This is a genomic window from Larkinella arboricola, assembly GCF_003259745.1.
Taxonomy (GTDB): domain Bacteria; phylum Bacteroidota; class Bacteroidia; order Cytophagales; family Spirosomataceae; genus Larkinella; species Larkinella arboricola.
Map to the genome: position 1 here is coordinate 509,117 of NZ_QLMC01000004.1, position 15,013 is coordinate 524,129.

Consider the following 15,013-nt stretch of genomic DNA (forward strand, 5'->3'; position numbering starts at 1 on the left):
TTATTGGCCCTTATGGGAATAAACCGAATACCGTAAATGAACTACTCGTTGTTACTTCCACTCCGGGTTCTGTTCCAGCTTCGGATTGGCGTTCAGTTCGTCCTGCGGAATCGGGAAATACCGGTTTTTCGGCTGCACGTTCCGCACAGGGTATACATCGTTGACGGCTTTCGGGATAACGGTCAGGAACTTACCGGTGCGGGTCAGGTCGTACCAGCGGTCACCCTCGGCAAAAAACTCCCAGGCACGTTCCTGAATTACGGCGTCGATGAAGGCGTCCTTCGACAAGCCGGTTTTCAGGTCGGCCAGCCCAGCCCGTTTGCGAACGGTATTGATAAATCCGTAGGCCGTTGCGGTCGGGCCGTTCAGGCGGGCTTCGGCTTCGGCGGCAATCAGGTACATATCGGGCAGCCGCAGAATCGGGATGTTGGGAATCGAGCCGATGGTCGACACCGGATCCTGGTATTTTTTGACCAGCACACCTTTTGCCGAAATGGGCGTAATGTCTTTCTGAGCGACCACCTTCCCGCTCTTGTTCAGGTAGTTGGTGTCCAGCAGCGTACGGCGTTTGTCAGTCGGATCAAATGAATCGAAGAACGACTGATAGGCGAACATTGAACCAAAAGACGTCCGGGCGTATTCGGCACCGGCGCTACCGCTGGGACCGTATAAACCGACCAACTGGTGGCTCCGGCCCGGAGAGATCGGGTCGACTTCGTAGGCCCACATGTTTTCGATCCGGGCTTCGTCTTCCTTGTCGTACCGGTACACATCTTTCACTTCGGGCATCAGTTTGTACTTGCCAGAATTGATGACTGCGTTCGCTTTTTCCAGCGCCTTTGCCCAATCTTCGTTATACAAAGCGGCTTTAGCGTACAGTGCGGTGGCAACTTCCCTGGCGGGGCGCCCTTTCTCGACGGACGGGTAAGAGAGCAGTCCGGCGGCTTCGGCCTGTTCCAGATCCGCGTAAATTTGTTTGAATACCTCCGCTTTCGGGCTTTTTGCCGTCAGGGCTTCGGCTTCGGTGTAACTTGGTGTAATCTTGATGGGCACATCTCCGAAGTTTTTCACCAGCATCCAGTGGTAAAAAGCGCGCAGAAAATAGGCTTCACCCAGGATTTGCTTCTTCCGGGTTTCGTCCATCGACGCTTCCGGCACTTTGGCAATCACCCAGTTGGCTTTTTCGATACCGTCGTAGCTGGCCGCCCAGACCTGCTGGGGCGATTCCATCAGCCGCCCGTTACTTTTCTGATTGGTGTAGTTTACATCATACGTGAAGAGGGTCAGCGTACTGCGCCCCACCACCGAACGAGGGTACGTCTGGTCGTCACTCATGTCGGCCAGCAGGGTCAGGGCAGGGCCGCTGCCCAGGTCACCCATCGGGCCGTAGGCGGCAATCAGCCCCTTCTCGGCATCAGCGGCTGTTTTGTAAAAGGCTTCGGTATAAATGGACGAGTAAATGGTTTCGTCCAGTTCGCAGGAGGTTAGCAAAAACGCTGCGAGTATCGGAATGAATATCTTTTTCATGATGGATTGAGTGATTGAGTGGATGAGCGATTGAGTGAAGGAGCTAACAAAACCGCCCAATCACTTAATCACAATTCGCTCAATTATAATGTGATTTGAATACCGCCCAGGAATGATTTCGCTTGTGGGTACACGAGGTTGTCAACACCGATCACCGTGTTTGACCCCGCAAACGTATTCACCTCAGGGTCAAATCCGCTGTATTTGGTGAAGGTGAGCAGGTTGTTACCGCTGACATACACCCGGATACCCTGAACACCCTTGATGCGGGGCACGTTGTAACCGATGGTAAGGTTTTTCAGGCGCATGTAGGAACCGTCTTCCACCACGTAGTTGGTAATTGGCAACCGGCCGGCCACAAAGGCACTGGCGTACTGGTTGCTCGGATTCGTCGGCGACCAGCGATTGACAACCCCTTTCAGCATGTTCCGTTGACCCGCCGGATTTTCGAACGACAATCGGCTGGCGTTGTAAATGTCGTTGCCCTGTGAGCCCGAGAAAAACGCGCTCAGATCAAATCCTTTGTAAGAAAGGTTGGTCGAAAAACCGTAAATAAAATTCGGATTCGGGTTACCGGTAATGACCTGATCATCGGCCGTAATCTGGCCGTCGCCGGTTACGTCTTTTACTTTATGACCACCGATCCGGCCGTCGTAACCGGGTAAAATGGTTTCACCGGTCTGGTTGATGCCGTCAAAAACATAGTTTTTAAACAGACCCAGGGGTTCGCCGACTTTCAGGATGGTATAAGTCGTTACAAACCGTTCGTTGGTTACACCACCATCGAGGCCCAGCACTTTGTTGCGGTTGAAGGTCACGTTGGCCGAGATATCCCATTTCACCGGCCCATCCAGAATGCGTCCATTGGCGGCCAGTTCGATTCCTTTGTTTTCCAGCGATGCAAAGTTACCCGTGATTGTACTGTAACCGGAGCTTAGGGGCAGTGCTTTTACGTACAAAAGGTCTTTTGTGTTTTTGTGGTACACATCAGCGATAAAACTAACCCGGTTGTTCAGCAAACTCAAATCAAAACCGATGTTGGTCTGGGCCGAACGCTCCCACCGCAAATCCGGGTTCGCAATACCGGAAGGGTTGATACCGGTTACATAAGCGTGGTTGAGGTTGTAGTTACTGCCCGAAGCCGAAACCGTTGCCAGCGACTGGTAGGGATTGATGCCACCGGCATTCCCGGTAATCCCGTAACTGGCCCGCAGTTTCAGGTCCGAAATCCAGGTAACCGATTTCAGGAAAGGCTCTTCGATCAACCGCCAGGCGGCTGATACAGCCGGGAACACCCCGTACTTGTGATTGGCGCCGAACTTGCTCGATCCATCAACCCGAACCGTGAAATCCACAAACAGTTTATCTTTAAAACCGTAGTTGACACGGCCCATGTACGAATCCAGCCGTTGGCGGTTCCGGTTGCTGCTGACGGTGCGGGTGAGACCCAGTTGCAGGGCTTCGTTCTGCGTTGCGTCGTTCGGGAAACCGGTGGCGCTGATGCTGTTGTCGTTATACATTTCGGCCTGGGTTGCAAAAACCGCCGTTCCTTTCAGGGTGTGGTCTTTCCCAAAAACCGTATTGTACGTCAGGATGCTTTCGTGCAGCAGGGCCAGGTAATTGATGTTGTCTTTGCGGGCCGAGCCGGAGTTGTCGTTCAGGTCAGTCCGGTTGATGATGGAACGGGGGTTGTAGTTGTTGTACAGTTCGGCCCGTTGATCGACGTTGAAAGAAGCCCGGTAGGTCAGTCCTTTAGCAATATTGGCTTCGCCGTACACATTGGCCAGGACCCGTTTGATGCTCCGTTCATTTAACTGGGCGGCAAAACCCAGCGGGTTGGCAACTTCCCGGTATTGGGTGGCCTGTTCGCCAAACGGGAACACCGTGCCGTCCGGGCGATACGGTTTCAGGTTAGGCGGTGCACCGAGTGCCGCACCCAGAATCGAGCCGGTGACAACCCCCGCATCACCGATGGTCTGGCTACCGGTCGTAATCCCGTCATTGATCGAATAGCTACCCAGAATACTGGTTCCTACCTTAAACCGCTGGCCGATTTTGTGGTCGAGGTTCAGGCGCAGGGAGTAGCGTTTGAACCCGGAGCTAATGATGATCCCGTCCTGATCGAAATAGTTCATCGACAGCGCCAGTTGCGTTTTTTCGTTCCCGCCGTTGATCGAAAGCTGGTGGTTCTGAATGGGAGCCTGCCGGAAAATCTCGTTCTGCCAGTTAATGCCTTCGCCCAACGAAGCCGGATCGGGGTAGAAGTTGTTTTTGAAAACTTCATTTTCCAGCTGCGCAAACTCGGCTGCGTTCATCACCGGCAGGGTTTTGTTTACCTTCTGAACGCCGTAGTAACTATCGAAGGTCACCCGAGTGGCTCCGCTTTTACCGCGTTTGGTGGTGATCAAAACAACGCCATTAGCCGCCCGCGACCCGTAAATGGCCGAGGCCGATGCATCTTTCAGGATTTCAACCGACTCGATGTCGTTCGGGTTGATCGTCGAAAGCGGGCTAACATCGGTAATACCGCCCCCGTTGGAAATCTGGATGCCGTCCACCACATAGAGCGGTTCGGAGTTGCCGTTGATGGAGTTGGTACCGCGCACCCGAACGCTGACGTTTCCGCCCGGTGCCCCGGTGTTCTGGTTTACCTGCACCCCCGCAACCCGGGCCTGCAAGCCCTGCGCCACGTTGACAACCGGCGTTTGGGTGAGTTCAGCGGATTTGATGGAGGCAATCGAACCGGTGGTTTCTACCTTGCGCTGCGTTCCGTACCCTACCACCACGACTTCACTCAACGACCGTTCGTCGGACTGAAGCGAAACGTCGATGGTGCTGCGGTTGCCGACGGCAATTTCCTGCGTAACGTAGCCGATATACGAGAACGTGAGCGTGGATCCGCTGTTGGGTACGGCCAGGCTATACCGCCCGTCAACATCGGTGGTGGTGCCTTGTTGCGCCCCCTTGATAATGACATTGACGCCGGGCAGGGCTTCGGTGCCGGAGGTAACCCGACCGCGAACCGTCAGGCCCCGGTTGTTTTGGGCAAAGGAAGGAATTGTGAGTGACAGCAGGAAGAGCCAAATCAGGCCCTTCGCTGCCAGAACGGGTTTAGAGAGTAGCATACGTATGTCGGGACATTGTCCTTAAGGTTAAAGGTTGGTAATAGAAAAAGTACAAATTTTAGGGTTTTGGTGATTGAAGGCGCAAGAGATCCATTTTATTGGCTGGAGCAGGATGTAATCGCCCTTAAGACAGTCAGATCTCTGTTTTTCGCTTCTTTTACTTAATATTAGGTCTGTATGATAATTTTACAAAGAAAAAATTGACTTATATTTTTGGGAATGTTCCCAAAATTTTGGGAACATTCCCAAAAAGAGGGCCATTTAGTGGGAAAATAGTGGGAGCCTGTTTGTGTAAATAAGGTATAAATTAGAATAGTTATATTTATGAAAAGCCACCAGACCACGATCATTGACATTGCAAAAACCTTAAACCTATCCAAATCGACGGTATCCCGCGCGTTAACCGGCCATCCTAACGTGAAGCCGAAAACCCGTGAACGCGTGCTTGAACTGGCGAACCAGCTTGATTACCAGCGCAACCAACTGGCTATTTCATTGCTGACCAACCGGACGCAAACCATCGGCATTATGGTGCCGGAGTTTCTGAGTCCGTTTTTCCCAAAAGTGATTATCGGAGCGCAGGAGGTGCTGGCCCAGGCGGGTTATAACGTGATTATCTGTCACTCCAATGAGTCGTATGAAACGGAGGTGGCCAATACCCGGCTGCTGTTAGCCAGCCGGGTAGACGGTATTCTGGTGTCGCACACGAAGGAGACGCGCAACTTTGAACACTTCAAAATCTTTGAGCGGAAGGGCATTCCGGTGGTGTTTTTCAACCGGATTGTCGATGAACTGAGTGTATCGAAAGTGGCCGTGGATGATTACGAAGGTGCGTACCGCGCGGTTGAGCATCTGATCAAAACCGGTAAACGGCGTATTGCCCACCTTTCTGGCCCAGATTCGTTGATGAACAGCCGCTACCGGCTGAACGGATACCGGGATGCCCTGACGAATAACCAGATACCGATTGACCCCGCGCTCATTATTTCCTATGATCTCACGCTCGACAAGGCTAACATTTACGTCAATCACCTGCTCAACCTGCCCCAGCCACCCGATGCCCTGTTTGCCATTAATGACCCTACCGCCATCGAAGCCCTGAAAGTAATTAAAAGCCGGGGACTCCGGATTCCGGAAGAAATTGCCGTGGTGGGCTTCAGCGACGATCCGATTTCGGCCCTGATCGAACCCGGTTTAACTACCGTATCGCAGCCGGTGAATGAAATTGGTCAGCAGGCGGCTCGCCTGCTGCTGAACCAACTGGCGGCTGAAGACGACCGCCCGCAGCCGGAACAGGTGATGTTACCGACCCAATTGATTGTGCGCGGTTCAACTGTTGGCTAAACGAATTCTGCCGGTAGACAAGTCATTACGTTTAACCGAACAACGGGGGTTTAGGCGGCAACAGATATGGCCAGCCCGGATTTATATTAATAATATTTTGAATTTTCCGATAGGATATTTTTTGATTTTGCAGTAATACTACATATTTATGCCCTCAGATAGCGGAATATGCAAATTTTGTAGTACTCCGTCTGGACGTAGTAGTAAGTTTATATTTCCTTAATAATTGCGCAATAAGTGCCCAGTACCTTTGCGGTTTCGCAAGGGAATCATTCCTATTACTAACCATCTTCTTAAAGGTTCTGCGCTGTCGGAACATCCCTAACTGTACTATGAAAAAAAAGCTACTTTCTGCTGACGTGCGAAGGGCTAGTTGTTATCGTGCATTTCTCACGCTGGCTCATCTGTTCTTGGCGCTGCCGCTCCTGGCGCAAACCATTACCGGTAAAGTCGTTTCGTCTGAAGCCGGTGAAGGCTTGCCCGGTGTTTCAATCGTTGTCAAGGGAACTGCCACTGGAACCACGAGCCGCAACGACGGAACGTACTCCCTGACGGTACCGAATAAATCGGCAGTGCTGATTTATTCGTTTATCGGTTTTGAAGCCAAAGAAGTTTCGGTAGGCAATCAGACGACGATTAACGTCTCGCTGACGCCGTCGACGCAGGCGCTGAACGAGGTCGTCGTAACGGCTTTGGGGATTTCCAAGCAGCAGCGGAACCTGGGCTACGTTACCCAGAAAATCGACAATTCGGCGCTGGTACAGGCGCGGGAAACCAACCTGGTGAGCCAGTTGGCGGGTAAAATTGCGGGCGTAACCGTCGTCAACAGCCCGTCGGGGATCGGCGGCTCGTCGCGCGTGACCATCCGGGGTGAAAAGTCCCTGAACATCAATGGGAATCAGCCTCTGTTTGTTATCGACGGTTTGCCGATCAACAACAACTTCGTTGGCTCGTCGGGCCGCAACAACCAGGATGCGGACTACGGCAACGGGGCAGGTTTTATTAACCCCGACGATGTGGAAACCATGACGGTTCTGAAAGGAGCCAGCGCCACGGCGCTCTACGGTTCGCGGGCGGCCAACGGGGTTGTGGTGATTACGACCAAAAGCGGCAAAGGCACGAAAGGCATCGGGGTGAGCGTCAACTCGAACCTGACGTTTGAATCCGTGCTACGTCTGCCAGACTACCAGAACGTGTACGGGCAGGGCCTGAACGGTGAATTCTCGTTTCAGGACGGTTCCGGGGGCGGTTTGCGCGACGGTGTTGACGAGAGCTGGGGTCCGAAAATGGACGGCCGGTTGCTTGTTCAGCACGATTCGCCTACCGACAAAGGCTACCGGGCCGGGGATACCCGCGTGCCCGGCGGTCCCGGAGTTGCTACGCCGACGCCGTTTGTTGCCCATCCTGACAACATCCGCGACTTTTTTGAAACAGGCCGTATTATGACCAACAACGTGGCCGTAACGGGAAGCAACGACAAGGGCGATTTTCGTCTGTCGTTTACCAACCTGGCGCAGAAAGGCTACGTACCGAATACCGATCTGACCCGTAACAGCTTCAACCTCAATGCCGGTTATAAGCTGACCGACCGTTTTACGGCCCGCACGAACGTCAGCTACATCCGCAACCACAGCGACAACCGCCCGAACCTGAGCTACGGAACCGAGAACATTATGTACCTGCTCAACTGCTGGTGGGGCCGCCACATCGATATGAAGTCGATGCAGAATTACTGGCAGCCGGGTCTGGAGGACATTCAGCAGTTTAACTTTAACTACAACTACCACGATAATCCGTACTTCAACCTGTACGAAAACACGAACGGCCAGGACGTAAACCGCGTGATCGGGAACGTCACGCTGGCGTACCAACTGACGGACTGGCTGTCGGTACAGGGCCGTACGCAGGTCGATTATCAGGACGAATTACGGACCCGGCGCCGGGCGTTCAGCACGCAGCGGTATCCGTACGGTTCCTACCGCCGGGAGGCCGTCAAAACACTCGAACGCAACACCGATCTGCTGTTTCTGGTCGATAAGCGCATCAACGAGAGCTTCACGCTGAGCGGTACGGCGGGTGGCAACCAACGGCTGAATACCTACGATTATGTCGATAATTTTGCGCCCCAGTTGACGGTTCCGGGTGTCTACAGCCTGAACAACAGCCGGGTTCCGCTCGAGTATCGGCAAGAACAAAATGAGCGCCGGATCAACAGCCTGTTTGCGTCGGGCCAACTGACCTATCAGGATAAACTGACGCTGGAACTGACGGGCCGCAACGACTGGTCGAGTACGCTGACGCTGCCGACCGGCGTGGTGGGGAATGCCGATAATTCGTACTTCTACTGGTCGGGAACGTTGAGCGCCGTGGTGAGTGACTGGGTGAAAATGCCGTCCTGGGTGTCATTTGCCAAGGTGCGGGCGGGTTACGCGCAGGTCGGGAACGACACCGAACCGTACCAGTTTTCGCAGCCGTACAACCCTGGAACGCCCTGGGGAACAACGCCGACGTTTGGCGAATCGACGCGGATTCCGAACCTGAGCCTGAAACCGGAAATCAGCAGTTCGCAGGAATACGGTGTGGATATTCGTTTCCTCAAAAACCGGGTTGGGCTGGATGTAACGTACTACAACACCATCAGCCGGAACCAGATTATCTTCCTGCCGCTATCGGGAACGACGGGCTACAGCCAGATTGTGCAGAACGCCGGTCGGATTCAGAACAGCGGGGTGGAAGTGATGTTGAACCTGACGCCCGTTCGGCTGGACAACGTGGGTTTCCGCTGGGACATGAACGTCAACTTCTCGCGCAACCGCAGCAAGGTACTCGAACTGGCCAACGGTGTTTCTACTTATGAGCTGGCCGACCGGTATTTCTCGGTGCAGGCCCGCGTCAACGAGCGCATGGGCGATATGTATGGCTATGCCTACGAGCGCGTGAGCAGCGACCCCCGCAGCCCGTACTACGATCCGACGGGGCAGTACGTCGGCCAGATGGTGACCACAACCGACGGGCGGCCCATCTCGACAACCGACCTGAAAAAACTCGGTAACTACAACCCCGACTGGCTGGCCGGTATTAACAACTCCCTGACCTACAAAGGCTTCAATTTAAGCTTCCTGTTCGATATCCGGAAAGGTGGCGAAGTCTACTCGCATACGTATGTGGTAGGTCGGGAAGCCGGGCAACTGGTGGAAACGTTGCAGGGCCGCGAAACCGGGTATTACGACAATTCGACGGACAAGGAGTTCAAGAATGCACCGGAGGGGACCTATTATGTGGTGCCGGGCGTGGTGCAAACCGGTGAAGGTCAGTTTGCTCCGAACCAGCGCCGGATTTCGGCCCGTGAGTGGCATACGGCTTTTACGCTCGGTCGCCGGGTGCTGGAGGGCGCCATTTTTGACGCGTCATTTACCAAGCTGCGCGAAATCAAACTGGGGTATTCGCTGCCCAACAGCATCATGGGCAAAAAGCTGCCATTCCGCAACGTAACGCTTTCGCTGGTGGGCCGGAACCTGTTTCTGTGGACCAAAGTGCCGCATATCGATCCGGAAACGTCCTCGGTGGCGGGTGGAACCGTCATTCCGGGATCCGAATCGGTAGCCATTCCGTCGGCGCGGAATTACGGCGTTAACCTGTCGTTTAACCTATAAGAAACTGACTCATGAAAAGAAGATACATTAAGTTGTTTGCTTATATGCTGCTGCTGGTAGCCGCTGGCACTTCCTGCGACAACAATTTTGAAGAAGTAAACACCAATCCGAACGTACCGAATACCGTTACGCCGGACTTGCTGCTGCCGAACATCATCCGGGCTCCCATCAACGAAAACATGGGAACGGCCTGGGGGATTGGCAACAGCGTGATGCAGTACACGGCCAAAATCCAGTTCGTGAACGAAGACCGGTATTTGTGGGGTGAGCAGAACGGCATCTGGAACGTAACCTACTCGACGCTCCGGGAGGTGCAGAACATGTACAACATTGCCACCAATTCGTCGCCGGTTCAGAAAAACTACCAGGCCATTGCGCTGATCATGAAGTCGTGGATGATGTCGCTGGTGACGGATGCCTACGGCGATGCGCCCTACACGGAAGCGATCAGGGGGAAAGACCTGATGTATTTTCCGAAATACGATTCGCAGGAAACCATTTATAACGGTATTCTAAAAGATTTGGCGGAAGCGAATGGCCTGCTGGCTCCGGAAAACGGTGCGGTCAACGGAGATATTCTGTTTGGCGGTGATGTAATGAAGTGGAGAAAAATGGCCAACTCGCTGCGGCTGCGGTATCTGATGCGGATTTCAAACAAACGCGACGTGAAAGCCGACATGCAGGCCATTGTAGGCAACCAGACGGCCACGCCGATTTTTACCAGTAATTCCGACAATGCGGCCCTGCGGTATTTGCCGACGGTGCCTAACCAGTTCCCGTTGTATACCTCGCGGGTGGGTTCGTTCGATGAATTCCGGCTGAGCAAAACTCTGGGTGATAAATTGATGCAGCTGAACGACCCCCGGCTGGGTATTTTCGCCCGCCCAACCGTCGCGTCGGTAGCCGCCGGAAAACCGGCTTACGTGGGCGTTCCGAATGGTCTGGACGATAACTCGGCGCTGACCTACAACGGCGGGGCTCAGAATGTGTCGCGCGTGGGTACGAACTATTACATCGACGGCTTTGGAACCCCGACGGACGCCAACCTGAACATTGCGAAGGGCATCATTATGACCTACGCCGAACTGCAATTCATTCTGGCCGAAGCCGCGCAGAAAAAGATGATCACCGGCAACGCCAAGGAATATTACGAAAAAGGCATTACGGCTTCGTTCAACTACTACGCGCTGGATGTTCCGGCGGGGTATCTGACGCAGCCGGATGTGGCTTTTGCGGACGCAAAAGCACTCGAACTGATTGGAACTCAGAAATGGATTGCGTTATTTTACAACGGTCTGGAACCCTGGTTTGACTGGCGCCGGACGGGTTTTCCCGCTATCAAGCCGGGACCGTCGAACCTGAACCAAAACCGGGTTCCGGTGCGGTTTACCTATCCAAGTTCGGAGCTGAGCCTGAACAAGCCGTCAATCGACGAAGCCGTCCAGCGCCAGGGACCTAATGATATCAACACCTCCGTGTGGTGGGATAAGTAATAATTTTGAATGATTGAATGATAGAATGAGTGAATAAGATCAAAGATCTTGCTTTTGCTGATCGCGGTAGCTATTCACTCATTCTATCATTCACTCATTCGCTCATTGAAAGACGATGACAACTGACGAGACGATTTCTGAAATTACGGAGTTATTTGAAAAGCACGGGGCCGATGATTATTACGGTGAGCCGGTTTCCCAACTCGAACACATGCTGCAATCGGCGATGCTGGCCGAACGGGCCGGGGCCGACGACGAGACAATTATTGCGGCTTTTCTGCACGACATTGGGCATTTGCTGCCGTCGGAACTGGCCGAAGATCACATGGATAATTATGGTCGCGTCGATCATGAAAAGCTGGGCGCCGACTGGCTGCGCGAACGCGGTTTTTCGGAGAAAGTTGCCCAACTGATTGAACACCATGTCAATGCCAAACGGTATCTGACCTACAAGCATCCGGCGTATTTTAATAAGCTCTCGGAAGCCAGCCTGAAAACACTCGAATTTCAGGGCGGGCCGATGACCGAAGCGGAAGCGCACGATTTTGAGCAAAACCCGTATTTTCGGGGAATCTTGCAGGTGCGCGGTTGGGATGAGCAGGCCAAAGAAACGGATGTCGCCATGCCGTCGGCCAATCATTACCTCGACCTGTGCCGAACTTATCTGGAAAGCCGTTCCTAAAATAAAAGCCCCGACAGTGTTGCCGGGGCTTTTTGATTTATGTGGAATGCGGTTTTGATTAAGCCGCCATGCGCAGGGTCTGATCGCCCGATTCCAGCATCGGCTCGATGACGTTTTGCAGGCGTTCCCGCAGAAAACCCTCCTGAAGGTACGAAGGCAGTTTGGCAATCAACTGCCTGTAACCCTGAATACCCAATGCCTTGGCAATGTAGGCTTCATGAACGGCATTGATGTGTGAAACGATATTCACTAAACATTCATGGAACAGCCGCACGTCAATCTCCGACTCCACAAACCGCTCAATCTCGCGGTTGGTTGACGAAATCCGTAGGCGGCTCAGGGCGTCGAAATAGGTTGTATAACCGATCTGCTTGCCCAATTGCTTGTATTGATCCGCCCCAAATTTCTGTAAAATCTTACCCGTTTTAGGACTGCGCAGGGCCGTCTTTGGATTGTTCTGAATGGCCTGCCGCAGGGCTTTGATGTGCCGGTCGCGGGAGGTTTTCAGGAATTGGGCAATCTCGATCTGAGCCGCCGACTCGCGTGAGGGCAGCATCAGGTCCGGTTTGGCAATATCAAACTTCGCCAGCGGAAGCCGCATGGTCCGGTAATTGTTCAGCGGACCGGAGGCATAAAAGCCAATCGAAGCCGGGTAGTAACCGCGCACCACCATGTTGCCGATGCGACGGCGAATAATTTCTTCATTGCTGACGGGTTCGCCCATCGTATGCAGGAAAGCCCGTACGCCGAACAAAACGCTGTAATACGCTTGCGGGAATGTCCAGTGCAGGGAGCTTTGTAAATACTGATTATCGTTCACGACCGGCGTAATCCGCAGCGCATATTCGGCGCTCCAGCTATTGAGCAACAGTTTTTCCAGCGCCTTCCGCTGCTCATCCGTTACGGCCGGGGCAAACTCCTGAAACAGCGGAAACCGGGCCATGTCAAACAGGTCGTCCAGCCGCTGAATGTGGAAGTCGATCGCGAAAAAGTGGTTCAGAAATACCTGAGCCGGAATGGATTTCCGCCAGGTTTCATCCGCAGGCTGACCAGGTGTAAAGGGCACCATTTTACTTTCCGTGTTCATCGTATTGTCTGTGTTCGTGTTCATATAAATAGAACAAAAAACCGCCTGTTGATGTTCCGAATTTTGCAATTATTTTGTAGGTATAATGTGCTGGTTTTTAATGGGTTTCTGTAGTAATTTTATGCTTTTCCACCCGGCCTGTAACTAGTTCTGGCTTCCCGGTTTTACCCTCCGATTTTTAGAGCGCTCCAATCAAAAACCTCAGATCATTTCTATCGATCAACGTATTTTAACGTTATTTAACTGTTTAAATAGTTGCATAACTGATTTGTACGTTTTAAGTTTGTTTTATGGAAGTGTTAACGAAAACCGAAGAGAAGGTGATGCAGATTCTCTGGACCATTCGTAGAGGATTTGTGAAGGATGTCATCGACCAAATGGCCGACCCTAAACCGCCGTATAATACGATATCATCGTTGATCCGAATTCTGGAGAAAAAGGGATTTGTGGGTCATAAAGCCTACGGCAAAACCCACGAATATTTCCCGACTGTTTCAAAACTCGCTTACCGGAAATTTACCTTCCAGAATTTTTTGACCAATTACTTTGAAGGATCGCCGGAGAAAGTCGTGTCGTTTATGGTCAGCGAAGAAAAGCTGAACTCCGAGGAGGTTCAGCGGATGATGGAACTGCTGGATCAGGCCGGAAATACTGCCAAACGCGACGGCCATGCTGAATGACTTCTTCCTCTATCTGATCCAGGTATCGGTATCAATGGCGGTTTTTGCCCTGACGTACCGGCTTCTTTTCGACCGCCTGACCCATTTCAAGTGGAACCGTATCTACTTGCTCGCCAGTGTACTGTTCAGTGTTCTCATGCCGTTAGTGCCCACCTCCGGTTTGTGGAGTACGCCGGTTTCGATGGGGCTGGAACTGCGGTTCGATAGGATTCCATCCGGTACTAACGAAGCTGCTTTTCAGGCTGAGGAGGATGCGACTCAAGCTGTTGGGCAGGCACAGCTCATTGGGTATACGCTACTGACGCTGTATCTGCTGGGTGTGTTGTACAAAAGCTGGCGGCTTTACCGAAGTCTGGACGCAGTTTTCCGGTTGATCCAAACCAGCCCAAAGGTGGAGGAGGGGGCAGCTTATGCCGTTTATGTACAATCCGATTTACCAACTTTTTCATTCGGGCGTTCGATTCTTCTTAATCCTGAAAATGATTCGCTGACGTTGGAAGAACAGGCCCAGGTGTTGCTGCACGAAGAAATTCATGTCCGGCACCGGCACACGCTCGATCTGCTGCTGTTTGAACTGGCGGGTGTTGTGTTCTGGTTTAATCCGGTTGTCCATTACCTGCATTTTGCTATTCAGCAGGTCCACGAATATGCCGTCGATGCCATTGTGACCCGAACCTGCGGTACTGTCAAATCATACGGCTACCTGCTCCTGAAATTAACGGCCCAAAACCCGCTGCCCCTGATGGCTCCGTTCTCGAACAAGCAGGTGATTCGCCGGATTCAAATGCTCACTCAAAAACCGTCCAGTCCTATGCAAAAGCTAAAATTTTTGATGGTACTACCCGTGCTGGCACTCTCGCTGCTTGTTGGTTCCTGTTTCCGAAATAATGACCGTCCTGCGTTTCAGGCTCAGGACGTAAAACCGCAAAAAGGCGTTTCTATTAGTCGTTTAGTCTGGAAGGGTAACACGGTTTACTCTTCCGAACAGTTAACCGATGTGCTGGGCAATCGACCCGGTGATCTGTATGAGAAAGAAGGGTTTGCAAGCCGGTTGATCAATCAGCCCGGAACGGATGTAGCGTCTCTTTACATGGATAAAGGCTATTTATTTTTTAGCACGGAGGTCCACGAAAAACGGGTAGGTAATGCGGTGAATCTGGAGTTAGAGGTTTTTGAAGGAAAGCCGGCGAATGTTGAAAACGTGGTTTTTAAAGGCAATAAAAAGATCACAACCAAGCAGTTGCTCGAAATGGTTGCGGTTCGCCCGGGTGAGCTTTTCAACCGCTCCAAGCTGATCCAATCCCAGAAAGCACTGGCTGAGTCGGGTTATTTTAATCCGACACAAATTGGGATTAATCCGTTGCCTGACATTGAGAATAACACCGTCGATCTGGAATTTACAGTAATCGAAAAGCCGTAAGA

Annotated in this window: 9 protein-coding genes; 6 read left to right on the top strand and 3 right to left on the bottom strand. The window is 52.5% G+C overall.

The window, feature by feature from the left end:
- Positions 1 to 51: 51 nt before the first annotated feature.
- Positions 52 to 1,527: a RagB/SusD family nutrient uptake outer membrane protein gene (locus LX87_RS17800; RefSeq protein WP_111629608.1), complete on the bottom strand. Its 1,476-nt coding sequence runs from the start codon at positions 1,525 to 1,527 to the stop codon at positions 52 to 54.
- An 83-nt stretch (positions 1,528 to 1,610) separates the two neighbouring features.
- Positions 1,611 to 4,652, bottom strand: a complete 3,042-nt coding sequence (locus LX87_RS17805; protein ID WP_111629609.1) for a SusC/RagA family TonB-linked outer membrane protein — start codon at positions 4,650 to 4,652, stop codon at positions 1,611 to 1,613.
- A 324-nt stretch (positions 4,653 to 4,976) separates the two neighbouring features.
- Here LX87_RS17805 and LX87_RS17810 point away from each other — a divergent pair, with 324 nt between their 5' ends.
- The 4 genes from LX87_RS17810 (at position 4,977) to LX87_RS17825 (ending at position 11,824) form a co-directional block, all read left to right on the top strand.
- Positions 4,977 to 5,996, top strand: a complete 1,020-nt coding sequence (locus LX87_RS17810; RefSeq protein WP_111629610.1) for a LacI family DNA-binding transcriptional regulator — start codon at positions 4,977 to 4,979, stop codon at positions 5,994 to 5,996.
- A gap of 332 nt (positions 5,997 to 6,328) precedes the next feature.
- The gene (locus LX87_RS17815) at positions 6,329 to 9,649 is read left to right on the top strand and encodes a SusC/RagA family TonB-linked outer membrane protein (RefSeq protein WP_111629611.1); all 3,321 of its coding nucleotides are present in this window, start codon (positions 6,329 to 6,331) and stop codon (positions 9,647 to 9,649) included.
- An 11-nt stretch (positions 9,650 to 9,660) separates the two neighbouring features.
- The gene (locus LX87_RS17820) at positions 9,661 to 11,142 is read left to right on the top strand and encodes a SusD/RagB family nutrient-binding outer membrane lipoprotein (protein ID WP_111629612.1); all 1,482 of its coding nucleotides are present in this window, start codon (positions 9,661 to 9,663) and stop codon (positions 11,140 to 11,142) included.
- A 115-nt stretch (positions 11,143 to 11,257) separates the two neighbouring features.
- Positions 11,258 to 11,824 (top strand): phosphonate degradation HD-domain oxygenase, encoded by a 567-nt coding sequence (locus LX87_RS17825; RefSeq protein WP_111629613.1) that lies wholly within the window; start codon positions 11,258 to 11,260, stop codon positions 11,822 to 11,824.
- Positions 11,825 to 11,882: 58 nt separating this feature from the next.
- On the opposite strand, the gene LX87_RS17830 is transcribed toward LX87_RS17825, so the two are convergent.
- Entirely contained in the window at positions 11,883 to 12,911 is a 1,029-nt protein-coding gene (locus LX87_RS17830) for a hypothetical protein (protein WP_111629889.1), read from the bottom strand.
- 290 nt (positions 12,912 to 13,201) lie between these two features.
- Between LX87_RS17830 and LX87_RS17835 the strand changes: the two genes are divergently transcribed.
- Complete coding sequence (locus LX87_RS17835; protein ID WP_111629614.1) at positions 13,202 to 13,591, top strand: BlaI/MecI/CopY family transcriptional regulator; 390 nt, start codon at positions 13,202 to 13,204, stop codon at positions 13,589 to 13,591.
- A complete protein-coding gene (locus LX87_RS17840) occupies positions 13,581 to 15,011 on the top strand; it encodes a M56 family metallopeptidase (protein ID WP_111629615.1) in 1,431 nt (476 codons plus the stop codon). The genes LX87_RS17835 and LX87_RS17840 overlap by 11 nt, the downstream gene beginning before the upstream one ends.
- The last annotated feature ends 2 nt before the right edge of the window (positions 15,012 to 15,013 follow it).